The following is a 24,099-nucleotide window of genomic DNA, read 5'->3' on the forward strand; positions in this document are numbered from 1 at the left end:
GGATGCATTTCCTATGGTTTGAATACCGGAAACGGGTACTGAATCGGTACTGCCGCAACCCTAGCTACTCTGAATGCTTCGCAGGAAAAACCTTTGATCTCTACAGCTAACATCACGATGCAGTTCGGCGCCAAGCCGCTATTCGAAAACGTTTCGGTCAAATTCGCCGCGGGCAACCGCTACGGCCTGATCGGCGCCAACGGTTGCGGCAAGTCGACTTTCATGAAAATCCTCGGCGACGATCTTGAGCCGTCCGGCGGCCAGGTCATGCTCGAGCCGAACGTGCGTCTGGGTAAATTGCGCCAGGACCAGTTCGCTTACGAAGAATTCACCGTGATCGACACCGTGATCATGGGTCACGAAGAGCTGTGGAAGGTCAAGGCCGAGCGCGACCGTATCTACTCGCTGCCGGAAATGACCGAAGAAGACGGCATGGCCGTGGCCGAGCTGGAAACCGAGTTCGCCGAAATGGACGGCTACACCGCCGAATCCCGCGCTGGCGAATTGCTGCTGGGTCTGGGTATCGGCATCGAGCAGCACTTTGGCCCGATGAGCGAGGTGTCCCCTGGCTGGAAGCTGCGCGTGTTGCTGGCTCAGGCGCTGTTTTCCGATCCTGAAGTGTTGCTGCTCGACGAACCGACCAACCACCTGGACATCAACACCATCCGCTGGCTGGAAAACATCCTGACCCAGCGCTCCAGCCTGATGATCATCATCTCTCACGACCGTCACTTCCTGAACAGCGTGTGCACCCACATGGCTGACCTGGATTACGGCGAGTTGCGTCTGTTCCCGGGCAACTATGACGAATACATGACCGTGGCGACCCAGTCCCGCGAGCAGCTGCTGTCGGACAACGCCAAGAAGAAAGCGCAAATTTCCGAACTGCAATCGTTCGTCAGCCGCTTCTCGGCCAACGCATCGAAAGCCAAGCAGGCCACTTCCCGCGCGAAGGCGATCGACAAGATCCAACTGGCCGAAGTCAAGCCTTCGAGCCGTGTGAGCCCATTCATCCGTTTCGAACAAACCAAAAAGCTGCACCGTCAGGCGGTCATCGTCGAGCGCATGGCCAAAGGCTTCGACGGCAAGACACTGTTCAAGGACTTCAGCTTCCAGGTTGAAGCCGGCGAACGCGTAGCGATCATCGGCCCGAACGGTATCGGCAAAACCACCCTGCTGCGTACCCTGGTCAACGAACTGACCCCGGATGCCGGCACCGTGAAGTGGACCGACGCCGCGGAACTGGGCTACTACGCCCAGGACCATGCGCACGACTTCGAAGACGACTGCAACCTGTTCGACTGGATGGGCCAATGGACCCAGGGCGGCGAGCAGATCGTTCGTGGCACCCTCGGCCGGATGCTGTTCTCCAACGACGAGATCCTCAAGTCGGTCAAGGTCATCTCCGGCGGTGAGCAAGGTCGCATGCTATTCGGCAAGCTGATTTTGCAAAAGCCGAACGTGCTGATCATGGACGAACCGACCAACCACTTGGACATGGAGTCCATCGAGGCGCTGAACCTGGCGCTGGAGAACTACCCGGGCACACTGATCTTCGTCAGCCACGACCGTGAGTTCGTATCGTCCCTGGCCACCCGCATCATCGAGTTGAGCGCCAGCGGCGTGATCGACTTCAGCGGCACCTATGACGATTACCTGCGTAGCCAAGGCGTTGTGTTCTAAATAGCTGCTGAAACTGAAAAGCCCTGTCCATGTGACGGGGCTTTTTGCATTTCGGGGTTGCTGATCGTTCCCACACTCCGCGTGGTAACGCCTCCTGGGACGCAGAGCGTCCAGGGCTGCATTCCTTTGCTGCGCGTGGGAACGATCAGCCTGGGAGAAAGTAGTTAGCCTGCTTTCTTTTAATCCATGCCCACGCCATGATGCAGGTCTCCCACCGCCGCCCGCGAACGAGCCCTCATGTCTGTGCCGCAGCTGCCACCGCAAAGCTCCATGGCGATCACCGTGCAGATCGTCTCCATCGTTTTTTATACCTTTATTGCCTTCCTCTGCATCGGCCTGCCGATTGCGGTGTTACCGGGGTATGTCCACGAACAACTCGGGTTCAGTGCCATCGTGGCCGGGTTGACCATCGGCTCCCAATACCTGGCCACCCTGCTCAGCCGCCCCATGGCCGGGCGCATGTCGGACACCATTGGCACAAAGCGGGCGATTGTTTACGGGCTGTCGGGGATTGTGTTGAGCGGTGTGCTGACGCTGATTTCAACTTTGCTGCAAAGTTTTCCGTTGCTGAGCCTGTTGATCCTGATCGCCGGCCGCCTGTTGCTGGGGATTGCCCAGGGCTTGATCGGGGTCGGCACCATCAGTTGGTGCATGGGGCAGGTGGGCGCGGAGCATACCGCGCGATCAATCTCCTGGAACGGCATCGCCTCCTACGGAGCCATCGCCATTGGTGCGCCGCTGGGCGTGGTGATGGTTGGTGAGCTGGGGTTCGCCAGTCTTGGGATCGCGCTGTCGATGCTGGCCCTGTCGGCGTTGCTGCTGATCCGCAATAAACCCTCGGTGCCGGTGATTCGCGGCGAGCGTCTGCCGTTCTGGGCAGTGTTCGGACGCATTGCGCCGTTCGGCGCGAGCCTGAGCCTGGCCTCCATCGGCTACGGCACCCTGACCACTTTTATCACGTTGTATTACGTCAGTCGTGGCTGGGCGGGCGCAGCCTACTGCCTGACGGTATTCGGCGTTTGTTTCATTCTGGCGCGGATCTTGTTCATCTCGAGCATCAGCCGCTTCGGCGGATTCACCTCGGCGATTGCCTGCATGTGCATTGAAACCGTCGGCCTTGTGCTGTTGTGGCTCGCCCCTTCGACCGGTTATGCGTTGATCGGCGCCGGCCTGACCGGGTTCGGTCTATCGCTGGTGTACCCGGCGCTGGGGGTGGAAGCGATCAAGCAGGTGCCCAACTCAAGTCGCGGGGCGGGTTTGAGTGCTTATGCGGTGTTTTTCGATCTGGCATTGGCGATTGCCGGGCCTTTGATGGGCGCCGTAGCGTTGAACCTGGGGTATTCGTGGATTTTCTTCAGCGCGGCGTTGTTGTCGGTGACTGGACTTGGTTTGACCCTATTGCTGAAACGCCGCGCAATGGCTTAACCGTCCACTATCTTTGGGTTTGTGTTGTTTATTGATCGGCGGTTTGCATGCCGGCGCGGGTGGGTTTGCCCAAGGCGTGGGAGAAGAAGTGCCCGGCTTCGGAAATCATGTTGCGGTGAATGTCTTCGCGGTCGACGCCATCGGCATCGGTACACAGCGCGGGCATGGCGATGATCTGCTCTTCATTGCAAGGCGCCATAAACACGAAGTGCCCAGCGCCTGCCAGTAACTTGAAGTCCGGGGCGATCGGCAGCTTTCGCGCCAGCGCTGCAGCGTTTTTGTCGAACGCCACCAATTTGTCGCCGTCGCCGCTGTAAAGCAGCACCGGCACGTGCACGTCGGCCAAGGTATGACGACCGAACTTCAGGCTTAGTGGCGCCATCAGCAGTAACGCGTGAACACGTGGGTCGGCCACCGGTTGCAAATCCAGCGGGTCGAGAAAGCTCAACTCATGGAAACCGACGCTCCAGTGAGGATGTGGCCCAGGCGCGGCGTGCACTGAATTCAGGCTGCTGAGCAGACACATCAGTAACGTTGCACAAAGACGCGCCATGGGAGGCTCCCGCTGGTTGCAGGACGGGGACGTTAACCCTCGACCGCATAACCCGGACCACAATACGAAACAGTTAGAAATGACCAGAAACAAAAAACTCCGTATCTGGCACTTGCGTGATCAGAATACAGAGTTTTGGGGTGTTGCCCGAGCTGTTTTACGTCTTTACGAAAGCCTTACGCAGCCGCGAACAATTGCTCGCTGATTTGCGTGTGAGCGTCGCTCATGCCTTTGGTACGCACTTCATCACCGTACGCCAGGCCGTGGGCGCGGACGAACTCGACGTCAGTGATACCGATGAAACCGAACAGCACCTTTAGGTACTCTTCGTGAGCAACACCAGTGGCCTGGCCGACATGCAGACCGCCGGAAGTCGAAACGATGACGACTTTCTTGTTGCCGCACAGGCCTTCGGGGCCAGCTTCGGTGTAACGGAAGGTCTGACCGGCAACGGCGATGCGGTCGATCCAGGCCTTGAGTTGGGTCGGGATGGTGAAATTGTACATCGGCGCTGCAATGACCACGGCATCGGCGGACAGGAATTCGGCCAACGTTGAGGCGCTCAGTTCGGCTTCGTGCTGTTGTGCGGCGTTGCGCAGTTCAGCGGTGGTGCCTGCGGCGACCAGGGTGGTGGCAGAGAAATGGCTGATGGCATCGGCAGCCAGGTCGCGGTAGGTCACCACGGCAGCCGGCTCGGCGGTTTGCCAGGCTTTGACGACTTCGCTGCTCAGCTGACGGGAAGCCGAGTTGTCACCAAGAATGCTCGAATCGATATGCAGCAGTTTCATGTGGGATCTCCAGGTGAGGATCGCTGCGAGGCGATCTGATGGGGACAATCCTACAGACGAAACCAATAGCTGATTAGACGGCAACAATGCGATAGTTTGTCTCACTGATAGAACAATCGAGCTCAAACCATGCAAGACCTCAATGATCTCTACTACTTTGCCAAGGTCGTGGAAGCCGGCGGCTTTGCGGCGGCCGGGCGTTTGCTCGGGATTCCCAAGTCGCGATTATCGCGTCGCCTCGCTGAACTGGAAGAACGCCTGGGCGCGCGCCTGCTGCAACGGACCACCCGGCAACTCAAGCTGACCGCCGTGGGCGAGCGATACCTGCGGCACTGTCAGGCCATGCTGCTGGAAGCCGAGATGGCCGATGAAGCCGTCGCCAGCATGTCCAGCGAACCTCGTGGGCGCTTGAGGGTGTCCTGTCCGGTGGGGCTGGCGCATGAGATGTTGCCGACGGTGATCAGCAGATTTCTGGAAAAATTTCCTCAAGTCCAACTGGAAGTCATGCTGCTTAATCGCCGGGTAGACCTGGTGACCGAGGGCGTCGACGTTGCCCTGCGCGTACGTGAGCTGGGCGATGAAGACCCGTTGCTGGTCACCCGCCGCCTGCGCCAGGCGCAAATGGCGATGGTCGCCAGCCCGGCGTTTCTGCACGATCGTGAGATCAACCACCCCGAAGACCTGAAAAACCTGCCCGTACTCGGAGCGCTTGAAGCCGACCGGATGGTTCATATTCGCCTGCTCGATCAACAAGGCAAAAGTTACGAACTGGCGATGGAAGCACGCCTGGGTATCGACGACTTCATCGTGCGCAAAGCCTGCACACTAGCCGGTCAGGGCTTCACGATGCTGCCCATGATGTATTGCGAACAGGAGATGGAAAACGGTTCGCTGGTGCAGTTGCTGCCCGACTGGTCGTTGCCTGGCGGATGGTTGCAAGCGGTCTACCCTCATCGGCGCGGAGTGATGCCGGCCGTACGCGCCTGGATCGACCATTTGGTCGAATCATTCAATGCCTGTGGAGACCGATTGATATGAAGGCTGGACGCATGAGCGAAGAGGCTGTCGCCAAATTCTGTCTTGCGCTGCCCGGTGCGCGGGAAGACTACAAGTGGGGTGGCGTGCGAGTGTTTTCAATTGCCGGGAACAAGATGTTCGCCTTGCAGAACCTGCGTGGTAAGTCCCTCGCGTTCAAGGTCGACAAGGATTTGTTCCTGGGTCATTGCGACCGGCCGGGCATACATCCAGCGCCTTATCTGGCGCGGGCCCAGTGGATCATCATGGAAACGCCCTACCCTTTGGGCACCGAAGAGCTACAAGGGTTGCTGCAACGTTCCCATCAACTGGTGGTGAGCAAGTTGCCCAAGCGCACTCAGATCGGCCTGCTGTTTTAAAACAGCACCAGCAGATTTGCCCCGAGGAACATCTGGTCGATCCAGAAAACTTGATGCAGCAGCACGATCACCCAGAACAGCAGTTGAAACGACAGCTTGCGCGTCTTGTGCCGAAACACCTGCTGCGCCAGCAACGCACCCGGCCAGCCGCCAGCGAATTCCACCGCGTGCAGAACGTTCTCCGGTGTACGCCAACTGTCGGTACGCGCCTTGCGCTTGTCACTCCAATAAAGGAAGAACGCCAACACGCTGACGATGCCGTAGGCGGCCAGGGGAATCAGCGAAATCCCTCGCAACCACAACGACATCGAGCCAAACAGCGGCAGCGCGCACAACATCGCAAACACCAGCAGTTTCAACCGAGGGTTCTGGATCCCTCCCCCGGAACGCCGTCCGGGGTTGTTGCGCGCACTGGCGTCATTCATGGCTTGACCGCGGTCCAGTCGACCCAGCCAAACTGCCAGGTGGCGAGGATGACCAGGCCGAATGCGATGCGATACCAGGCGAATGCCGCGTAGCTGTGGCTACCGATGAATACGAGCAAGGCTCTGACGGCAATCATCGCGAAGATGAATGCGGTGACGAAGCCGATTGCAAACACCGGGAAATCCGCTGGTACGAACAGCTCACGGTATTTGTAGCCCGAGTACACCGCCGCGCCGACCATGGTCGGCATCGCCAGGAAGAACGAGAACTCGGTGGCAGTCTTGCGCGACAAACCGAACAGCAAACCGCCAATGATCGTCGAACCGGAGCGCGAAGTGCCCGGAATCATTGCCAGGCACTGGGCGAAGCCGACTTTGAGGGCATCTTTCCAAGTGATTTCGTCGACGGTGTGGGCATGTACTTCATGTTGACGTTGTTCAGCCCACAGCATGACGATACCGCCCACGACCAGTGCCGTGGCCACGGTGATCGGGTTGAACAGATATTCGTGAATCAGGTCAGCGAATATCACCCCCAATACCACGGCCGGCAGGAAGGCTATCAACAGGTTCGCGGTAAAGCGTCGAGCGCTCGGCTGGGTCGGCAAGCCGATGACCACGTCGAAAATCTTGCGGCGAAACTCCCACACCACCGCCAGGATTGCCCCGAGCTGGATAATGATGTTGAACGCCATCGCCCGCTCACCACCGAAGTTGAGCAAGTCCGCAACGATGATCTGGTGCCCGGTACTTGAAATGGGCAGAAACTCCGTCAGCCCTTCTACAACGCCTAGTATTAATGCCTGAAAGGCGGTCCAAAGATCCATCAATCCCCCAAGAAGCGATGCCCCCAGGCATGCCCCGTTAATATTTTTTAGAACGTTGACTTCGATCAGCGCAACTAACGACCCGAACGCGCAGGATTCACATCCAACAGTAAAAACCCCGTGAAAAACAACTTGGATTCAGGTTTTTCCGTGCGGGGCCGAAATCCTATCAGACAAGGCCGATTAACGCTGCCGCGTTATAAGACTTAGGCCTTCTAGGCCCGATTGGCAAAGTGTGGTGGGATGCTGGCGATCATTTATTACAAGAAAAAGAAACCGGAGTGACAGCGTTATGAACAGCTTGCGCAATATGTCGATCAGCCGACGTTTGTGGCTCATCTTGATCGTGGCCGTCCTGATGCTTTTGACGTTGGGCGTGTTGATGCTCAAGCAGATTCACGAAGACCTGTACCACGCCAAGGTTCAGAAAACCCAGCACGTGGTGCAGACCGCCAGTGGCATTCTGAACTATTACCACGACCTGGAAACCGCCGGCACGTTGACCCGCGACGCCGCGCAAAAACAGGCGCTGACGGTGGTTCGCGGCTTGCGCTATGACCAGAACGACTACTTCTGGATCAACGACCTGACGCCGGTGATGGTCATGCACCCGGCCAACCCGAAACTCGAAGGCCAGAACCTGTCGACGATCCGCGATCCGGATGGTTTTGCACTGTTCAATGAAATGGTCGCCATCGCCAAGGCCAAAGGTGCCGGCATGGTCGACTACCGCTGGCCGAAACCGGGCGCCAGTGCCCCGGTCGCAAAAACGTCCTACGTCAAACTTTTCGAACCCTGGGGATGGGTGATCGGTTCGGGCGTGTACATCGATGACATGCAGGCCGAGTTTTATGCCCAGGTCTGGAAAGCTTCTTTCGTCGGGCTGGTGATCGCCCTGATCATGGCGTTGCTGGTGATCTTGATTGCCCGCAGCATCGTGCGCCCGCTGCAGGAAACCGTGAACGCCATGGCCAATATCGCCAGCGGTGAAAGCGACCTGACCCGCACCCTCGATACCCATGGCCAGGATGAAGTCACGCAACTGGCCCGCCACTTCAACGCCTTTACCGCCAAGCTGCGGCTGGTGATCAGTGAATTGCAGGCGTCTGCCAGCGCTCTTGGCCAGTCTTCCAGCGAGTTGGGCAACGACGCCGCCCAGGCCCAACAACGCAGTCAGCAGCAGTCCCAGCAAATGGAACTGGTGGCCACGGCCATCAATGAAGTGACGTATGGGGTGCAAGACGTCGCCAAGAACGCCGAGCACGCCGCCAGCGAAATGCGTGATGCCGAGTTTCAGGCGCAGCAAGGCCAGGTCAATATCGATAGCAGCCTGCAACAGATCGACAAGTTGTCTTCGACCATCGATCAAGCAGTAGAAGTGATTCGCACCCTGGCCGCCGAAAGTACGCAGATCGGCAGCGTCCTGGAAGTGATCCGCTCCATCGCCGAGCAAACCAACCTGCTGGCGCTCAACGCTGCGATCGAAGCCGCCCGCGCCGGCGAGCAGGGGCGTGGTTTTGCGGTGGTGGCCGATGAAGTGCGGCTGCTGGCCCAGCGTACGCAGAAGTCCACGGCTGAAATACAGTCGATGATCGAACGTCTGCAAAGCCACTCCGAAGCGGCAGTCAAGGTGATCGGCGACAGCAGCCGGGCCTCGCAACTGACCATCGAGCAAGCCGGTCTGGCCGGAGCGAGCCTGAATGCCATTGGCCAGGCGCTGCGTAACCTCAACGGGCTGAACGCTTCGATTGCCAGCGCGACCTTGCAACAGGCTCACGTGGTTGAGGATATTAACCAGAATGTCAGCCAAGCGGCCGGGTTGTCCCACAGCACTGCGGTGGCGGCCGAACAGTCAAGTGTGGCCAGTCTTCGCCTCAAGGGGCTGAGCGAGCAATTGAACGGGCTGCTTAAGCAGTTCCGGGTGTAACAACACTGGGGGAGCATGCCGGTTCTACTTGGCAACGCCTGCCGTTACAATCCGCCCCCTCTTCGACTTCCCCCAAGGAACCTCCATGTCCGGGCTTGAACTGTTTGCCGCCGCCCTCGGTGTCATTGCCGTCTGGTTGACGGTCAAACAGAACCCGTGGTGCTGGCCGATCGGTCTGGTCATGGTGCTGCTTTATAGCTGGATCTTTTTTGAAGTGAAGCTGTATTCGGACATGCTGCTGCAAGTGATCTACGCCGCCTTGCAGCTCTATGGCTGGTGGCAGTGGACTCGCGCGGGTGACGCGCATCAGGGGCGGCAGGTCAGCCTACTAGACAGTCGGTCGGTCGCGTTCGGTCTGACCCTCGGTGCGATAGGCAGTCTGTTGCTGGGCGCCGCAATGGCGCACTGGACCGATGCTGCCCAACCCTGGCTCGATGCCGCGCTGACAGGCTTCAGCCTGGTGGCGCAATGGTGGATGGCGCAAAAACGCGTGCAGTGCTGGCCGCTGTGGATCGTCCTGGACTGTATTTTCGTCGGCCTATTTTTGTACAAGGGGATGTACTTGACGGCTGCCCTGTATGGCTTGTTCACGCTGCTGGCCATTCAAGGCTGGCGCACATGGCGCAGCGATCCGCTGCTGTGCCCATGAAGGTGTTGGTGCTGGCAGGGCCAGAATCCAGCGGCAAAAGCTGGCTTTCGGGTGAGATTCACGCCAATTTTGGCGGCATATTGGTCTGTGAGTACGTTCGGCACTTTATCGAAAGCGAAGCCCGCGAAACCCGCTACGATGACATTACATTGATAGCACAGGGCCAGCTTGCTTGGGAGGATGCAGCACGCGCCAAACAACCGTCACTGCTGATTCTCGATACGCACCTCTTAAGCAATATCCTTTGGAGTCGCACATTGTTTGGCGCTTGTCCGACGTGGATCGAGCAAGCATTGCTGGCACGGCACTACGATCTGCATTTGCTGCTGAGCCCGGAAACCGTGGTCTGGCATGACGACGGGCAGCGTTGCCAACCGCAATTGGCAGAGCGCCAGGCGTTTTTCGAGGCGAGCCGCCAATGGCTTGACTTGCATCACCAACCTTGCCAAGTCCTGCAAGGTGATTGGCAACAACGCAAGGACGCAGCCTTCGAAGCTGTGACGCGCTTGCTCAAGTCCTGATCGGGATTCCCCCAATCAGGGCCGAAAATGTCCATTCCTGAAACACTCCCCCCTGCGCAAACCCGCGAACTAAAGCGGACCGAGCGCTCCCGCAAAAAAATGTTACACCACTGATACAACCTGCCTTAAGTCCCCCTGACGAGCTATGCCGCCGCATGGGCAGCGCTTTGGCGTGGGTCTGTCTCAGTGGCGTTACAATTTTTTTTTGACAACCTCGACAATTAAATCCAACCAATTGTTTTTGAAAGAAAAACAAAAATCGGCACACCTTCTGCTCTCTATCTCCCAACGCTGATAAGGGCCAGCGTTCTACTTACAGAAGGAATTGCCGCTGTGGGGAAATTTGATAAAAGTATCTTCTATAGCCTGCTGCTGATCGGATGCGCACTGGGCTCAAGTCTCAGCCTGCCCGTACAGGCTGACAACGGCATCATTATTATCAAACGGGACGTCCAACCGCGCATGGCAACGCGAGCGCCGGTGATCCCCGACCCCAGCCCCACGACCGTCAATGCCAACCCGTCCCAACACGTTCTCAGACAAACGAACGAGTTGAGCGACGGCGACTTTGCCAACGTCGCCAGTGGTGCAGGCATCTCCCGCCTGGTCACTCAAAACACCAACAACCTGGGCGGCAATATCACCACCCAGAACCAGCTTTCCAACCTCCCCGCCGGACGCTCTGGAAATTCGGGCAATGGCATTGCCAACATGGTCAATTCAAACGTCCAGCAAGGCCTGGGCGCTCTAAAAATCATAACGGGAGACCGTTAAGATGAATCGTTCGCTGCTGATTATCGCCATGTTTTGCAGTGTATCGACCTTTGCCCAACCTCCCGTCATCAACAACGCCAACATTGACGGTTCGGGTATGCAGTACCAGGGCAACCTCACGGTCAACCAGGCGGCGGGCGATCTGCAGCAACAGGCCAACGCTCGGGCCATCGCCATTGGCAACAATGCCAGTGCGACCACCCAGATTCGCCAACGGCTGCGCACCGTTGTCGACCCCACGATCGATGCTCACTCCAGCATTCAAGGCGACTCCTTCAGCCACGGCAACGGCGTACTGGGTGTCAACCAGAGCGCGGGCGCCAGCAACCAGCAAGCCAATGCCCTGCGGATAAGCATCAGTAAACAACCGCAAAGTATCGACGACAGCGTCCTCATGCAACAGAACGTGACGCTGCTCAACAACTCCGATCCGACTGACTCCACGCCAGGCTATCGCCAGGTCGCTACTAGCGATCAGGCCTTCACCGGTAGCCGTGGGGTGATTCAGTTGAATCAGAGCGCCGGGGTGGGAAACCGAATGGCCAACACCCTGAGCGTAAGGGTCACGGATTGACCCAAACAGGTAGAAACAACACTTAACCTAAAATAAGTACGGAGAATCACCATGAAACCTTCGATGGCACTAAAGCCTCTGGTTTTCGCAATTGCTGCGGTCATGGCTGTTGCTGTACAAGCTGGGCAGCGTGACCACCACCACAATAATGGCCACAACAATGGCCATAACAACGGTGGCGGCCAACAAACCCCTCCTCCAAGAATGGTCCCTATCAGCGCGACTGCCAATGCGACGGACAGACAGAACAGTACCGGCAACCGCATCTGGAATGAAGGGGTGCAGAACGAAGCCGAGATGAGTAGTTCGGCCTCGGGCTCCAGCGGCAACGTCGGTGTCAACGTGGCGGCAGGTTCCGGCAACCAACAAGACAACGCCGCCGCCATCGCAAACGCCGCCTCCGACGCCTCCAGCATCGATAACAGCTTTGTGTTCGGCACTGCCACTGCCACCGCTGACGTCAGGCAAACCAGCAACAATAACCGCGTCGACAACTTTGGTGTCACCAACTCTGCTGTGATGAGCGGGTCAGGTAGTGGCAGCAGCGGCAACGTGGGTGTCAACATTGCTGGTGGCGATCTGAACCAGCAGAAAAACACCATGGCCATTGCCAACACCAATGCCCCACTCGGTAGCGCAACCGCCACCGCTTCCGCCAATCAAAACGGTCCCGGCCTGATAGTGAATAACACCGCCGACCGGACATATCGTGTGGATACGATTACCGTGACCAACTCGGCCAGCGGTAGTTTCTCTAAAGATAAGTCATTTGAGGCGAGCGGAAGCCAAAGCGCTTCTTCGAGCTGGAGCAAAGCCGGTTCCAGGAGCGCTGAGGCCAGCGGTTCCAAAAGCGTTGATATAAGCGGCTCTAGCGCCAGTAATGCGAGCGGTTCCAACAGCAGCAATGCCAGCGGTTCCAACAGCAGCAGTGCGAGCGGTTCTTCGAGTGCATCGCTGAATGCTTCCTTGAACGCTACTCTGGACGCTACTGCGGCGGCTTCCAGTTCCACTACCTTCAATAATGGCTTTGGCGATCGCACCCGCAGCAGGTCTTCCGACGCATCGCTTAACGCATCGCTCGACGCGACGCTTGATGCATCGATCGACAGATCGTACGACAGATCCCGCGACTCCTCGTATGACAGATCGCGCGACTCCTCCTACGACAGATCGCGCGATTCCTCGTTCGAAAAATCGTACGATAAATCGTACGAGAAATCGTCCGCCTCCTCGTACGAAAAATCGGGCAGTAAATCGTCCGAGTCTGAGTACGCAAAAGCGAAAAGCTTCAGTGAAAGCAGCTCATATGATTTGAGCAACACCTACTCTTATCAAGTGCTGACTCCAACTGGCTGGGCCAACCCTGTGACCAACACTGCAACCCTGAGCGGTTCGGTGAATGGCGGCAGTGGCAACCTGGGCGTGAACGTGGCTGCTGGTGTGGGCAACCAACAAAGCAACTCGTTGGCCATTTCCAACACTTCGTTCTAACTGCTGTCTCTGGAGGCCCCCTTACGGGGGCCTTTTTCAACCCAACCAGAAGGCACCCCACCATGCGCATTATCGCCTTGGCATTTCTGCTTTGCGTGGCCGGTGTAATCGAGGCTGCACAAATGCCGCTTTCCATCCTGCCAGGTGGCGCGGTGGTGTATAAGCCGATCCAGAGCGTACGCGAGCGTAAGTTTGCCGACCTGGTGCAACAGAAAACTGACTTCAGTTGCGGCGCAGCAGCGCTGGCGACCATCTTGCGCCAGGCCTATTGGCTGGACGTGAATGAAGAACTGGTCATCGAAGGCATGCTGGCACACTCCGATCAAGATCTTGTCCGCGTCCAGGGCTTCTCCATGCTCGACATGAAGCGTTACGTGGAAAGTATCGGCATGCGGGCACGTGGCTACCGGGTATCGCCGGAAACGTTGAGCGACATCAAAATTCCGGTGGTGGTACTGATGGATATCCGTGGCTATAAACATTTTGTAGTCATTCAAAGAGTCCATAACGGCTGGGTATATATCGGAGACCCGGTACTCGGCCATAAACGTTACAAGGTCGACGACTTTGTCAAAGGCTGGAACGGCATCATCTTCGCCGTCATCGGCCAGGGCTACGACAAAACCAATGCCTTGCTCGACCCACCCCTGCCACTGACCGCCAAGAGCGGCATCAACACCTTCCGCCCGGTGCAAGACACAGAGTTGATGGATTTCGGATTCATCCGAAGCGACTTCTTCTAATAACAAGGGAGCACGACGCTCCGGGAGCATTCAATGAAGACTCCAATCTGGCTAGCGGTGGTTTGCCTGGCCGCCAGCCTGCCGACCCAGGCACAAACGTTCAAACCCATTGAACTGAATGATCAGGAATTGTCGGTTCTGCGAGGCCGCTATGTCATGCCGGGACGGGTCATCAGCTTCGGCATTGTCATGACCAGCGCCTGGCAAAATGCCAACGGTGAAGTGATCGGGGCAACTTCCTCGATGCAAATTCAACAATCGACCATCAAGCCACAGTTCTATGTGTCGATGATCAACGAAAAAGGTAATGGTTCAGGGCGTTCGCAAGTCACCGGAACAGGTACCGTCACTGGCGGCAACGGTCTCAACAGCACCGAAGGCGTTACTCAAGTCGTGCGGGCTGCCGGCGACAATAACACTGCCTACAACAACGTTGATATCAACGTCACAAAGGCTAACCAGGCTCCAGTAACGCAACAGCAGGGCCAGGCATTGGCCGCAGGCTCGACGTTGGTCGGCTCCAATGGCGCGGGTTCGATGAGCGTTTCCTCGACGGGTAATGGTGTGCAACTCAACATCGTGGCCAACAACAACCAGGGCAGTACCGTACAACGCCTGGCCCAGGGTGGACTGATGCAGAACACGACGTTGCTCGGCAGTAGCAACCAGGTCCGCAACCTCACTTCCTTCAATGTCGTGCTGCGTGACAATGCGACGACAGCCGGATCGCTGAACGGCAACCTGGACCAGCTCAAAGGTCTTCGCACCATCGGATTCTGATCTACGCTCAGTCTCATCAGATGTAGTCAGAAGGGACGGCTAACCTATGCACCGATCGTTAACGCTCAGAGCTATCGTTTGTTTGAGTAGCCTGACCCCGACCACACTGCTATATGCAGCATCGGACCCCCAGGTTGAAGCACTAAAACAAGAACTCATGGAGTTGAAACAGCGTTACGAAGCACAACAGAATGCGTTGATGGTACTCGAGCAACGCGTTCGCCAAGTTGAGGAAACACCGGCGACACCTGCTCCCAAACGCCTGACCAAATCCCCCGCCGAAACGACCAGGGGTGGCCAGACGGTGGCCGCCGGTGCGCCGGGGACCACAGGCAGTTCATACGGTCAATCGCTCAAGGATGATTCGGCGCCTGCGCAAAGCGTTTCCAACCTGTATGACGAGGCCAGCGGCTTCTTTGGTGGCGGCAAGTTCAGCGTCGAAACCGGCCTGACCTACACGCACTACGATACCCGTGCGCTGACGCTCAATGGCTTCCTGGCACTGGACTCGATTTTCCTCGGCAACATCAACCTCGACCGCATCAAGGCGGATAACTGGACCCTGGACCTGACGGCCCGCTACAACGTCGCACAACGCTGGCAGTTCGACATTAACGTCCCCGTGGTTTATCGCGAATCAACGTATTCCTCCGGTGGCGCTGGGGGCGCCGGCCCGGTGACATCGGATGCAACCGTGACCCGCGACCCGACCATCGGCGATGTAAACGTTGGCGTTGCTTACAAGTTTCTGGATGAGTCGGCCAACCTGCCCGACGCGGTCGTTACATTGCGCGTCAAGGCACCGACCGGTAAAGACCCTTACGGCATCAAGCTGGTCAATGACCCGAACAACGATAACCTCTCGGTACCTGAGGACTTGCCTACTGGTAATGGCGTCTGGTCGATCACCCCGGGGATCTCGCTGGTCAAGACCTTCGACCCGGCCGTGCTGTTCGGCACCCTGGCCTACACCTACAACATGGAAGACTCTTTCAGCGACATCAGCCCTCAGGTCAACTCCAAGGTACGCGGGGACGTGAAACTGGGCGATTCCTGGCAGGTCGGCGCCGGCATTGCATTCGCCTTGAACGAGAAGATGAGTATGTCGTTCTCGTTCACCGATCAGTTTGCCGGCAAGAGCAAGATCAAACCGGACGGTGGCGATTGGCAATCGATTTCCAATAGTGATTACAACTCGGCCAACTTCAACATCGGCATGACCCTGGCAGCATCCGATAACCTGACGATCGTTCCCAACCTGGCCATCGGCCTGACCGACGACTCGCCTGACTTTTCCTTCAGCCTGAAATTCCCGTACTACTTCTAATCCGGCACCCACAAAAAGCCCGCCTTTTCGGCGGGTTTTTTTGTGGGTAGTTGCGGGTTACCAGCGCTTTTATTTGCAGCTCAACGTATCTGATGCTTATGCAACAAACGGTAGAAGGTAGGCCTGGATATCCCCAGTACCTTGGCGGCGATACTCAAATTATCGCTGTGACGGTTAAGTACATCGCTCAAGGCCTGGCGCTCTGCCCGGTGTTTGTAGTCTTCCAGCGTGCCCATCGGCGCGGCAATGGTCTGCTGGCTCATCAGCCCCAAGTCTCGCGCTTCGATCTGCCGACCTTCGGCCAGTACCAACCCGCGACGGACCCGGTTGGCCAGCTCGCGAACATTGCCCGGCCAGTCATGCCTGCCCATGGCAATCAAGGCGTCTTCACTGAAGCTGCGCGGACGGCGGCCGGTTTCATGGCTGTAGAAATGGGAAAAGTGGTTGGCCAGCATCGATAAGTCACCATGGCGCTCACGCAGTGACGCGGTAACAACTTGCAGGACGTTCAGGCGGTAATACAAATCCTCACGAAAGCGTTTCTTCTCGATGGCGGCCTCAAGGTCGACGTGTGTCGCCGCCAAAACGCGCACATCCACCGGAATCGGCTGACTGCCGCCCACTCGCTCGATGTGTTTTTCTTGCAGGAAGCGCAGCAGATTGGCTTGCAGTTCCAGAGGCAGGTCACCGATCTCATCGAGAAACAGCGTTCCGCCATTGGCCGCTTCGATCCGTCCGACCTTGCGTTGATGGGCACCGGTAAAGGCGCCCTTTTCGTGGCCAAACAGTTCGGACTGGATCAAATGTTCGGGGATTGCGCCGCAATTGATGGCGACGAAGGGTTTGCTATGACGCTGGGACTGTCGATGCAACGTTCGGGCGACCAGCTCTTTACCGGTCCCGCTTTCTCCACGAATCAATACCGGAGATTCGGTGGGCGCCAGTTTGCTTAACAGCTTGCGCAGTTCGCGAATAGGTTTGCTGTCGCCGAGCAGTTCGTGTTCAGGCTGATCAATGTGAACCGTGCCCTGCCCGCGCAGGCGCGCCATGCCGAACGCCCGGCCCAGTGTCACCTGAACCCGGGAGACGTCGAAGGGCAAGGTATGAAAGTCAAAAAACCATTCGCAGACAAAGTCCCCGACATTCTGTAGCCGCAGGACTTCCTGATTGAGTACAGCGATCCACTCGGTGCCACTTCGACTGATCAGTTCTTTGACGGCATCCGGGCGTTCGAGGTGATAAGGCTGCAAACGCAACAGTCCGACGTCACAGGTTTTGTCGGCAGCATTTTCCAGGGTGCAACTGTCAACGTCCCAACCCACAGCGCGCAAACCCGGCAGTAAACGATGGCAGTCGTCACAAGGGTCCACTACTAACAGACGTCGTAAGGCAGGCGCTTCGATCATGACTGTTCCTTGGCGCCAAATTTAAGGAAATATTATTAAAAACAGTCGTTTGGCGGACCTGGCTGTAACATTAGCAAGAATTTGACGTGGCCTTGTACCGATTGATTATAGGACGCTCGCGCAATTAGTTATAAGAAGCAACTTTGTTAGTTACCTAACGAGTATTGCCTTTCATTCAGCTTTCAAAACCTGTCTAAACCTTGAGCCAATGAAAGAAAGTTGAAAATACTTTTAATTGTATGTGACCTGCCCCCCGGTTGAGGTCATCAGTACAAGTAACCAGCCGAACGGTAAGCCCAACCGACGGCACATCACTTGATTGGGCATACAGAGAGAAAACCCCATGAACGCCCCGCTCCGTATCAACGAAGCTCTTTTGATTGCCGACCGCGCGTTTAAACCGTTCCAATGTGTGGCCTGGGCTCAACAGGACGGTAATGGCGAACTCAGCCTGACCGTTATAGATCGTACCGATACCCGTCTGCGCCGTACAAAGATCCCATGCAGTGCCTATTCCGACCCCGCGCAACTCGAACACTTGCTGGAACAAGCACGTGCCGAATTGAGCCAGGAAGGTTACACGCTGCAATCGTGGTCGATGCCACACTAAGCATCTTGCGGGTTACTTCACGGTAACCCGCGCCCTCCCCCGACTGTTTATTCGAATTTGCACGCTGCCATTACTTGGCAGGCTTGGCAGTGGTTCGAAAAGTCACTGTTCTGGCACAAGACGACCCTCCGTCTGTTAGTTCAGTCAGTTGTGCATCCAATCATTCAGGGATTGAATGTTTTCCTTATAAGTCGCCACCCCATTCCTGGATCAAGACGACTCGCAAGGAGATGCGTACATGTCAATCCAGACCGTATGTGCCTTACCCTCCGTATTGAATGACGGCGGGGAACTCGATCCAGACTTTTCCGGCAATGGCATAACCCAAGTGTATTTCGCTGGCAGCACTTCAAGCATGGCCAACGGGGTGGCGTTTGATTCACGTGGCCGGTTGTTGGTGGCGGCGAAGGTCGGAACACCGGGCGGAAGCCGCTTTGGTCTGGCTCGCCTGCTTGAGGATGGTTCGGCGGATCTGGCATTTGGCAATCAAGGCAGCGTGATCGGTCAGTTTGAACATGGCTTCGAAGCCATGGCGAGCAAAGTCCACGTCCTGCCCGACGGGCATATTCTGCTGGCCGGTCTGCACTACGAAAATGCGCACCGAACGCTGCCCGCCTTGGCGTTGTTTGATCAACAAGGTCGCTCGATCCAGGATTTTGGTGGCAATGGACGCTGCGTGGTGCGCTTGCCCGGCAATCTTTCCATGGGGATGCGCGACATTTGGCTCCCCCCCGGCGGACCGGGCACCGAAGTCTGTGATGTTTGCGTACAGACGGACGGTCGAATCCTGCTGCAAGCCAATCATCATTTTGAAGTGGCCGACCATGCCGGCATGCTGATACGGCTCAACGTCGACGGCTCACTGGACAGCACGTTCAATGGTCGCGGTTTTGTGGTGGTCAGGCACTTGCTGATGAACACCTGGCTCAGCAGCCTGATGATGCAAAGTGACGGTCGGATCCTGGTGGGCGGCTCGATCAACTTTCCTGAAGAAGGTTTGCTGGCCCGCTATCACAGTGACGGCAGTCTCGACGACAGTTTTGCCGTGGATGGTTTCATGACCTTCCAGGCGCTGGAGCATAGCGCCCGGGTCAACCAGATCGTCCAACATGAAAACGACGATGTGCAATGCTTCGGTAGCAGCCGCGACCCAATGCATTGCCTGACATTGAAAATACACAGTAACGGACGCCCGGACGTTCATTGCAACGGCGGTCAACCTCAACTATTGAAAATCGGTCATAACGGCTGTCAGTGGACCGCCGCCCAGACACTGCCGGACGGCTGTGTATTGGCAGTCGGGGCAACGTTCGGCGGCGTCGAGGCCGATTTCATACTGGCCCGGCACCTGCCTGACGGACAGCTCGATTGCAGCTTCGGCAATGGCACCGGTTGGGTCCGTACCCGCCTGGGTAGAAGTCTGGATACCGCGACTTCTTTAGCCGTGCAGGCCGACGGAAAAATTGTCGTAGGAGGCTATTTGCTGGATGGCAACTATCGGGCGGTCGTCGCACGCTATCTGGGGTAGGCCAAAGTTTTTTTCCTACACTTAATCTTCCCTTCTGCTTACGGCAAGTTGCGCGCTTCTTAATACAAGGAGTAGCCGATGTCCGGTTCAATGGCCCAGGCGTTCGCGCACAACCTTCTCGGGCACTCACCTCGCTGGTACAAGGCGAGCATCGTAGGCTTCCTGATTCTCAATGCCCTGGTGCTATGGACGGTCGGTCCGGTGGCAGCCGGTTGGCTGTTGGTGCTGGAATTCATCTTCACCCTGGCCATTGCTGTCGCTGATGTTCTGTTTTCTGTCGGCGTTTCTGTCGGCGTTTCTCGATGCATTGACCGTGACTGCTGTGATCATCAGTGCGGCCGTGGGCTTTTACTCGGTGTATCACCGCGTTGCCTCGGGCAACGATCCGCGTCAGGACAGCGAGTTTGGCGATGACCAACACCTGGCCACACTCCATCACGCCGATCTCGAACAATTCCGTGCCTTTCTGCGCAGCCGGCTGATGCACGGCGCCGTGGGTACCGCGCTGGGCGGTGTTTGTACCCTGGTCGGTGAACCGCAGAGCCTGCTGATAGGCCACGAGATGGGCTGGCGTTTCACATCGCCGAAGTCGGGCTGATCGGCTTGATGGTGATCGTGCTGATCAGCGCGTTCACCGGCATTATTGATGAGCATCGCATCGGCAACGCGTTCAAGGACGCCATGCCGTTCACGGCACTGCTGGTGGTGTTTTTCGCAGTGGTGGCAGTAATTCACGATCAGCAACTATTCACGCCACTGATCCAGTGGGTGCTGGCCCTGCCGGCGGATCAACAACCGGGCATGCTGTTTATTGCCAACGGTCTGCTGTCGGCCATCAGCGACAACGTGTTCGTCGCGACCATTTACATCACGAAGTGAAACAGGCCTTCCTCTCTGGCCACATGAGTCGAGAGCATCTCGAGACGCTGGCCATTGCGATCAATACCGGCACTAACCTGCCGAGCGTGGCGACGCCAAATGGTCAGGCGGCGTTCCTGTTCCTGCTGACCTCGGCGATTGCGCCGCTGATTCGCCTGTCGTACGGTCGGATGATGTGGATGGCATTGCCGTACACCGTGGTGATGGGTGTGTTGGGTTGGTATGCCGTGAGCTACTGGCTGTAAACACCGCCCAAAAAATGTGGGAGCGAGCCTGCTCGCGAAGAGGCCATGTCAGTCAACATTGATGTTGAATGACACACCGCCTTCGCGAGCAGGCTCGCTCCCACATTGGGTTTGGTGTTGTTAGCGAGGGAGGATGTAGCGCTCGATCGCCTGGGCGGCGCCGTCTTCAGTGTTGGCGCCAGTGACCACATCGGCCTGACGCTTCACCGCTTCTTCCGCCTGCCCCATGGCAATCGACAAGCCTGCGCGATGGAACATCGCCGGGTCGTTGCCACCGTCGCCCAGCGCCGCGGTCTGCTCCAGCGGTACACCGAGAAATTCGGCCAGTGTCGCCAGCGCCTCACCTTTGTTGGCTTTCATCGCGGTCACGTCCAGGTACACCGGTTGAGAACGCGAAACCTGGGCCTGGCCCTCGACCTTGGGCAGCAATTGCGCTTCCAGTTCGATCAACAGTTCAGTGTTGTTGCTGGCCGCGACGATCTTGTCGATGCGCTCCAGATACGGCTCGAAACTCTCGACCGTCACCGGCGGATACCCCAGGCCGTGTTGCTCGCGCGGCACCATGGGGCCGGTCGGGTCCTTCACCAGCCAGTCGCCGCCGCTGAACACCCAGACCTCGATATCTGGCAGATCGGCAAACAACGTCAAAGTGGTCAGCGCCGCCGTTGCCGGCAAGTAATGCGCGACCAGCAAGCTGCCGTCCGGATTGACGATGGTCCCGCCATTGAAGGCTGCCGTCGGCAGATCGACGCCCAACGCTTCAATCTGCTGCAACATGGCTTTGGGGGGACGGCCGGTGGCCAGACTGAACAACACGCCGGCCTCGCGCAAGGAGCGAACCGCGTCGATGGTGCGCTGACTCAGGCTGTGGTCGGGCAACAGCAGCGTGCCGTCCATGTCGCTGAGCAGAAAACGGATGGGATGCAGCGTTGCATCACTCATCCGAGGCCGTGCCAGACGCGACCGTCGCGGGTCAGCAAATCTTCAGCCGCCGTGGGCCCGTCTTCGCCAGCGCGATAGCTTTGCACACTCGAGTCCTGCTGCCAGGCATCGAGGAATGGCTGCACGGCACGCCAGCCGTTCTCGATGTTGTCGGCGCGCTGAAACAGTGTCTGATCGCCGGTCAGGCAGTCGTAGATCAGGGTTTCGTAGCCGGTGGACGGCTGCATTTCAAAGAAATCCTTGTAGGCAAAACCCAGTTCGATATTGGCCATTTTCAAGGCCGGCCCGGGCCGTTTGGCCAACAGGTCGAACCACATGCCTTCGTTGGGCTGAATCTGGATCCGCAGATAGGTCGGCTGCAGCTCATCGACCTCGGTATCGCGGAACTGCGCGTACGGCGCCGGTTTGAAACAGATGACAATCTCGGTGTCGCGCACGCTCATGCGTTTGCCGGTGCGCAGGTAAAACGGCACGCCAACCCAACGCCAGTTGTCGATCATGACTTTGAGCGCGACATAGGTTTCGGTATTGCTGTCGGGCGCGACGTTGTTTTCCTCGCGATAGCCCGGCAACAGCCTGCCATCGACCTCCCCGGCCGCGTATTGGCCGCGAACCGAATTGGCGCGTGCCTCCTCGACCGACCAGGGGCGAATTGCGCCGACCACCTTGGCTTTCTCGCCGCGTACCGCATCGGCGCCAAAGGCGGCCGGTGGTTCCATTGCAACCATTGCCAGCAACTGGAACAGGTGATTGGGCACCATGTCCCGCAGGGCGCCGGTGTGTTCATAAAAACTGCCACGGGTTTCCACGCCGACGGTTTCGGCGGCGGTGATCTGTACGTGGTCGATGTAGTGGTTGTTCCAGAACGCTTCGAACAGGCTGTTGGAAAACCGGCTGATCAAAATGTTCTGCACAGTTTCCTTGCCCAGATAGTGATCGATCCGGTAGATCTGGTTTTCCGTCATCACTTTCAGCAGACAAGCGTTCAAGGCTTCGGCAGTGGGCAGATCGGAACCGAAGGGTTTTTCGATCACCACCCTTCTGAACGCTTCAGGCGTTTCGGCAAGCAACCCGGCGGCACCGAGACGGCGCACCACTTCGCTGAAGAAGCGCGGTGCGGTGGCCAGGTAGAAGACCGCGTTGCCAGTGCCGCTGGCGGCAATTTTTGCCGCCAGCGCTTGATAGGTGCTGTCGTCCAGGAAGTCGCCCTGGACGTAGCTGATGCCTTTGGCCAACTTGGCCCACAAGTCCGGGTCAAGGGTTTGATCGCCCTTGCCGACCTTGGCGGCCACTTCGGTGCGGATAAAGTCTTCGAGTTTTTTTGCAAAGGCTTCATCGCTGATGGCGTTGTGATCAACGCCGATGATCCGCAGTCCATCCCCGAGCAAACCGTCGCGGCTCAGGTTGTACAGCGCCGGCATCAGCAGACGCTTGACCAGATCGCCATGGGCACCGAACAGAAACAGCGTGGTCGGTGGTGCGGGTTCGGCCTTGGATTTATTGCGGATCAAACGAGTCATTTTTTCGGGGTCTCCACGTGGCCGCCAAAGCCGAAGCGCTGGGCTGAGAGAATCTTGTCGCCAAAGGTGCCTTGCCCGCGCGAACGGTAGCGCGAGAACAGCGAGTTGGACAGCACCGGTACCGGCACCGATTGCTCCATGGCGGCTTCGATGGTCCAGCGACCTTCACCGCTATCAGCCACTTCACCTGTGTAACCGTCGAGTTTCGGATCGCTGGCGAGCGCATCGGCGGTCAGGTCGAGCAACCAGGACGACACCACGCTGCCACGGCGCCAGACTTCGGCGATGTCGCCGACGTTCAGGTCGAAACGCTGGTCTTCCGGCAGGTTGGTGCTGGCCTTGGTCTTGAGGATGTCGAAGCCTTCGGCGAAGGCCTGCATCATTCCGTATTCGATGCCGTTGTGGATCATCTTCACGAAATGGCCAGAACCTGCCGGGCCTGCGTGGATGTAACCGCGCTCGGCACGATCATCTTCAGACTTGCGATCCTTGGTCCGCGGGATGTCGCCAATGCCGGGAGCGAGGCTTTCGAACAGCGGATCAAGGCGCTTCACGACATCGGCTTCACCGCCGATCATCATGCAGTAACCGCGCTCCAGCCCCCAGACGCCGCCGGAGGTGCCGACGTCGATGTAGTGCAGGCCTTTTTCCGAAAGGGTTTTCGCCCGGCGGATGTCGTCTTTATAGAAGGTGTTACCGCCGTCGATGATGGTATCGCCAGCTTCGAGCAAGGTGCTCAGGGTGTCGATGGTGTCTTCGGTCGGTGCGCCAGCCGGCAGCATGACCCACACCGCTCGCGGTTTGGCCAGGCCAGCGACCAACGCTGGCAGGTCGGCGACGCCAGTGGCGCCGTCTTCACCCAAGGCATCGACGAAGGCGGTATTGCGGTCGTAAACAACGGTGGTATGCCCATTGAGCATCAGGCGCCGCGCAATATTGCCGCCCATGCGGCCCAGTCCAATAATCCCGAGTTGCATGTGCTGATGCTCCCTACTACAAATAAAGTGTGACAAAGGTTATAGCCCAAGCGCGACTAATGGAGGTTAGTCCAGAGCGCTGGCACATAGTTTCCGGGCATTGTGCCCGAT

The 24,099-nt window shown here is 57.7% G+C and carries 22 protein-coding genes and 2 pseudogenes; 15 read left to right on the forward strand and 9 right to left on the reverse strand.

Annotated features, from left to right (window positions below; all coding sequences use genetic code 11):
- The first annotated feature begins 93 nt into the window (after positions 1 to 93).
- Together FQ185_RS24920 and FQ185_RS24925 are read left to right on the forward strand one after the other, a co-directional pair.
- Positions 94 to 1,683 (forward strand): ABC-F family ATPase, encoded by a 1,590-nt coding sequence (locus tag FQ185_RS24920; RefSeq protein ID WP_149419747.1) that lies wholly within the window; start codon positions 94 to 96, stop codon positions 1,681 to 1,683.
- Between the two features lie 237 nt (positions 1,684 to 1,920).
- Positions 1,921 to 3,108 carry an MFS transporter gene (locus tag FQ185_RS24925; protein ID WP_149419748.1) on the forward strand — a complete coding sequence of 396 codons (1,188 nt, stop codon included), beginning with the start codon at positions 1,921 to 1,923 and terminating at the stop codon, positions 3,106 to 3,108.
- 28 nt (positions 3,109 to 3,136) lie between these two features.
- Here the strand turns inward: FQ185_RS24925 and FQ185_RS24930 are convergent, their stop codons facing one another.
- Positions 3,137 to 3,661 carry a hypothetical protein gene (locus FQ185_RS24930; protein ID WP_149419749.1) on the reverse strand — a complete coding sequence of 175 codons (525 nt, stop codon included), beginning with the start codon at positions 3,659 to 3,661 and terminating at the stop codon, positions 3,137 to 3,139.
- Between the two features lie 176 nt (positions 3,662 to 3,837).
- The gene (locus FQ185_RS24935) at positions 3,838 to 4,449 is read right to left on the reverse strand and encodes an FMN-dependent NADH-azoreductase (protein WP_149419750.1); all 612 of its coding nucleotides are present in this window, start codon (positions 4,447 to 4,449) and stop codon (positions 3,838 to 3,840) included.
- A gap of 129 nt (positions 4,450 to 4,578) precedes the next feature.
- On the opposite strand from FQ185_RS24935, the gene FQ185_RS24940 reads away from it, so the two are divergent.
- Both FQ185_RS24940 and FQ185_RS24945 read left to right on the forward strand, forming a co-directional pair.
- Positions 4,579 to 5,487: a LysR substrate-binding domain-containing protein gene (locus FQ185_RS24940; RefSeq protein ID WP_149419751.1), complete on the forward strand. Its 909-nt coding sequence runs from the start codon at positions 4,579 to 4,581 to the stop codon at positions 5,485 to 5,487.
- Positions 5,484 to 5,843, forward strand: coding sequence for an MmcQ/YjbR family DNA-binding protein (locus FQ185_RS24945; RefSeq protein WP_149419752.1), 360 nt, complete (start codon positions 5,484 to 5,486; stop codon positions 5,841 to 5,843). Before FQ185_RS24940 ends, FQ185_RS24945 begins: the two co-directional genes overlap by 4 nt.
- Here the strand turns inward: FQ185_RS24945 and FQ185_RS24950 are convergent.
- Entirely contained in the window at positions 5,840 to 6,268 is a 429-nt protein-coding gene (locus FQ185_RS24950) for a DUF1294 domain-containing protein (RefSeq protein WP_149419753.1), read from the reverse strand. The genes FQ185_RS24945 and FQ185_RS24950 overlap by 4 nt on opposite strands.
- The gene (locus FQ185_RS24955; protein ID WP_149419754.1) at positions 6,265 to 7,095 is read right to left on the reverse strand and encodes an undecaprenyl-diphosphate phosphatase; all 831 of its coding nucleotides are present in this window, start codon (positions 7,093 to 7,095) and stop codon (positions 6,265 to 6,267) included. The genes FQ185_RS24950 and FQ185_RS24955 overlap by 4 nt, the downstream gene beginning before the upstream one ends.
- A 292-nt stretch (positions 7,096 to 7,387) precedes the next feature.
- Here FQ185_RS24955 and FQ185_RS24960 point away from each other — a divergent pair, with 292 nt between their 5' ends.
- The 5 genes from FQ185_RS24960 (at position 7,388) to FQ185_RS30260 (ending at position 11,540) form a co-directional block, all read left to right on the forward strand.
- On the forward strand, positions 7,388 to 9,022 hold the full coding sequence (locus tag FQ185_RS24960) for a methyl-accepting chemotaxis protein (protein ID WP_149419755.1): 1,635 nt from the start codon (positions 7,388 to 7,390) through the stop codon (positions 9,020 to 9,022).
- A gap of 85 nt (positions 9,023 to 9,107) precedes the next feature.
- Positions 9,108 to 9,671, forward strand: coding sequence for a nicotinamide riboside transporter PnuC (pnuC, locus tag FQ185_RS24965; protein ID WP_149419756.1), 564 nt, complete (start codon positions 9,108 to 9,110; stop codon positions 9,669 to 9,671).
- Entirely contained in the window at positions 9,668 to 10,192 is a 525-nt protein-coding gene (locus FQ185_RS24970; protein WP_149419828.1) for an AAA family ATPase, read from the forward strand. Before pnuC ends, FQ185_RS24970 begins: the two co-directional genes overlap by 4 nt.
- 333 nt (positions 10,193 to 10,525) lie before the next feature.
- The gene (locus tag FQ185_RS24975) at positions 10,526 to 10,966 is read left to right on the forward strand and encodes a hypothetical protein (protein ID WP_149419757.1); all 441 of its coding nucleotides are present in this window, start codon (positions 10,526 to 10,528) and stop codon (positions 10,964 to 10,966) included.
- Between the two features lies 1 nt (position 10,967).
- Positions 10,968 to 11,540: an adhesin gene (locus tag FQ185_RS30260; protein ID WP_178113596.1), complete on the forward strand. Its 573-nt coding sequence runs from the start codon at positions 10,968 to 10,970 to the stop codon at positions 11,538 to 11,540.
- Between the two features lie 639 nt (positions 11,541 to 12,179).
- On the opposite strand, the pseudogene FQ185_RS31195 reads toward FQ185_RS30260, so the two are convergent.
- Positions 12,180 to 12,290 (reverse strand): annotated as a pseudogene (locus FQ185_RS31195) (hypothetical protein); the annotation flags it as partial.
- An 803-nt stretch (positions 12,291 to 13,093) separates the two neighbouring features.
- Between FQ185_RS31195 and FQ185_RS24995 the strand changes: the two are divergent.
- The 3 genes from FQ185_RS24995 to FQ185_RS25005 are packed head-to-tail and all read left to right on the forward strand — an operon-like array spanning position 13,094 to position 15,881.
- Entirely contained in the window at positions 13,094 to 13,774 is a 681-nt protein-coding gene (locus FQ185_RS24995; protein ID WP_149419761.1) for a C39 family peptidase, read from the forward strand.
- A gap of 33 nt (positions 13,775 to 13,807) precedes the next feature.
- Positions 13,808 to 14,554: a hypothetical protein gene (locus tag FQ185_RS25000; protein WP_149419762.1), complete on the forward strand. Its 747-nt coding sequence runs from the start codon at positions 13,808 to 13,810 to the stop codon at positions 14,552 to 14,554.
- Positions 14,555 to 14,600: 46 nt separating this feature from the next.
- Positions 14,601 to 15,881, forward strand: coding sequence for a transporter (locus FQ185_RS25005; protein ID WP_149419763.1), 1,281 nt, complete (start codon positions 14,601 to 14,603; stop codon positions 15,879 to 15,881).
- A gap of 80 nt (positions 15,882 to 15,961) precedes the next feature.
- On the opposite strand, the gene FQ185_RS25010 is transcribed toward FQ185_RS25005, so the two are convergent.
- Positions 15,962 to 17,287 carry a sigma-54 dependent transcriptional regulator gene (locus tag FQ185_RS25010; protein ID WP_149419764.1) on the reverse strand — a complete coding sequence of 442 codons (1,326 nt, stop codon included), beginning with the start codon at positions 17,285 to 17,287 and terminating at the stop codon, positions 15,962 to 15,964.
- Between the two features lie 343 nt (positions 17,288 to 17,630).
- Between FQ185_RS25010 and FQ185_RS25015 the strand changes: the two genes are divergently transcribed.
- The 3 genes and pseudogenes from FQ185_RS25015 (at position 17,631) to FQ185_RS25025 (ending at position 20,549) form a co-directional block, all read left to right on the forward strand.
- On the forward strand, positions 17,631 to 17,897 hold the full coding sequence (locus FQ185_RS25015) for a hypothetical protein (protein ID WP_149419765.1): 267 nt from the start codon (positions 17,631 to 17,633) through the stop codon (positions 17,895 to 17,897).
- 238 nt (positions 17,898 to 18,135) lie between these two features.
- A complete protein-coding gene (locus FQ185_RS25020) occupies positions 18,136 to 19,425 on the forward strand; it encodes a hypothetical protein (protein ID WP_149419766.1) in 1,290 nt (429 codons plus the stop codon).
- A 78-nt stretch (positions 19,426 to 19,503) separates the two neighbouring features.
- Positions 19,504 to 20,549: pseudogene (locus tag FQ185_RS25025) on the forward strand (hypothetical protein).
- A gap of 120 nt (positions 20,550 to 20,669) precedes the next feature.
- Here FQ185_RS25025 and FQ185_RS25030 read toward each other — a convergent pair.
- From FQ185_RS25030 to gnd, 3 genes are read right to left on the reverse strand one after another with little or no spacing between them, the layout of a single operon-like run.
- Positions 20,670 to 21,491: an HAD family hydrolase gene (locus tag FQ185_RS25030; RefSeq protein WP_149419767.1), complete on the reverse strand. Its 822-nt coding sequence runs from the start codon at positions 21,489 to 21,491 to the stop codon at positions 20,670 to 20,672.
- Positions 21,488 to 23,011: a glucose-6-phosphate dehydrogenase gene (gene zwf, locus FQ185_RS25035; protein ID WP_149419768.1), complete on the reverse strand. Its 1,524-nt coding sequence runs from the start codon at positions 23,009 to 23,011 to the stop codon at positions 21,488 to 21,490. The genes FQ185_RS25030 and zwf overlap by 4 nt, the downstream gene beginning before the upstream one ends.
- Complete coding sequence (gene gnd / locus FQ185_RS25040) at positions 23,008 to 23,988, reverse strand: phosphogluconate dehydrogenase (NAD(+)-dependent, decarboxylating) (protein WP_149419769.1); 981 nt, start codon at positions 23,986 to 23,988, stop codon at positions 23,008 to 23,010. The genes zwf and gnd overlap by 4 nt, the downstream gene beginning before the upstream one ends.
- Positions 23,989 to 24,099 lie beyond the last annotated feature (111 nt).

It is taken from the genome of Pseudomonas sp. ANT_H12B, assembly GCF_008369325.1.
Lineage (GTDB): Bacteria > Pseudomonadota > Gammaproteobacteria > Pseudomonadales > Pseudomonadaceae > Aquipseudomonas.

What these genes read in the sequence shown, in the direction of transcription:
- pnuC (WP_149419756.1), top strand. Translation starts at nt 9,108, where the DNA reads ATGTCCGGGCTTGAACTGTTTGCCGCCGCCCTCGGTGTCATTGCCGTC.
- FQ185_RS25030 (WP_149419767.1), bottom strand. Translation starts at nt 21,491, where the DNA reads ATGAGTGATGCAACGCTGCATCCCATCCGTTTTCTGCTCAGCGACATG.
- gnd (WP_149419769.1), bottom strand. Translation starts at nt 23,988, where the DNA reads ATGCAACTCGGGATTATTGGACTGGGCCGCATGGGCGGCAATATTGCG.
- FQ185_RS24995 (WP_149419761.1), top strand. Translation starts at nt 13,094, where the DNA reads ATGCGCATTATCGCCTTGGCATTTCTGCTTTGCGTGGCCGGTGTAATC.
- FQ185_RS24955 (WP_149419754.1), bottom strand. Translation starts at nt 7,095, where the DNA reads ATGGATCTTTGGACCGCCTTTCAGGCATTAATACTAGGCGTTGTAGAA.
- FQ185_RS24970 (WP_149419828.1), top strand. Translation starts at nt 9,668, where the DNA reads ATGAAGGTGTTGGTGCTGGCAGGGCCAGAATCCAGCGGCAAAAGCTGG.
- FQ185_RS24940 (WP_149419751.1), top strand. Translation starts at nt 4,579, where the DNA reads ATGCAAGACCTCAATGATCTCTACTACTTTGCCAAGGTCGTGGAAGCC.
- FQ185_RS24930 (WP_149419749.1), bottom strand. Translation starts at nt 3,661, where the DNA reads ATGGCGCGTCTTTGTGCAACGTTACTGATGTGTCTGCTCAGCAGCCTG.
- FQ185_RS24935 (WP_149419750.1), bottom strand. Translation starts at nt 4,449, where the DNA reads ATGAAACTGCTGCATATCGATTCGAGCATTCTTGGTGACAACTCGGCT.
- FQ185_RS30260 (WP_178113596.1), top strand. Translation starts at nt 10,968, where the DNA reads ATGAATCGTTCGCTGCTGATTATCGCCATGTTTTGCAGTGTATCGACC.
- FQ185_RS25000 (WP_149419762.1), top strand. Translation starts at nt 13,808, where the DNA reads ATGAAGACTCCAATCTGGCTAGCGGTGGTTTGCCTGGCCGCCAGCCTG.
- FQ185_RS25020 (WP_149419766.1), top strand. Translation starts at nt 18,136, where the DNA reads ATGTCAATCCAGACCGTATGTGCCTTACCCTCCGTATTGAATGACGGC.
- FQ185_RS24925 (WP_149419748.1), top strand. Translation starts at nt 1,921, where the DNA reads ATGTCTGTGCCGCAGCTGCCACCGCAAAGCTCCATGGCGATCACCGTG.
- FQ185_RS25015 (WP_149419765.1), top strand. Translation starts at nt 17,631, where the DNA reads ATGAACGCCCCGCTCCGTATCAACGAAGCTCTTTTGATTGCCGACCGC.
- FQ185_RS24950 (WP_149419753.1), bottom strand. Translation starts at nt 6,268, where the DNA reads ATGAATGACGCCAGTGCGCGCAACAACCCCGGACGGCGTTCCGGGGGA.
- FQ185_RS24945 (WP_149419752.1), top strand. Translation starts at nt 5,484, where the DNA reads ATGAAGGCTGGACGCATGAGCGAAGAGGCTGTCGCCAAATTCTGTCTT.
- FQ185_RS24960 (WP_149419755.1), top strand. Translation starts at nt 7,388, where the DNA reads ATGAACAGCTTGCGCAATATGTCGATCAGCCGACGTTTGTGGCTCATC.
- FQ185_RS25010 (WP_149419764.1), bottom strand. Translation starts at nt 17,287, where the DNA reads ATGATCGAAGCGCCTGCCTTACGACGTCTGTTAGTAGTGGACCCTTGT.
- zwf (WP_149419768.1), bottom strand. Translation starts at nt 23,011, where the DNA reads ATGACTCGTTTGATCCGCAATAAATCCAAGGCCGAACCCGCACCACCG.
- FQ185_RS25005 (WP_149419763.1), top strand. Translation starts at nt 14,601, where the DNA reads ATGCACCGATCGTTAACGCTCAGAGCTATCGTTTGTTTGAGTAGCCTG.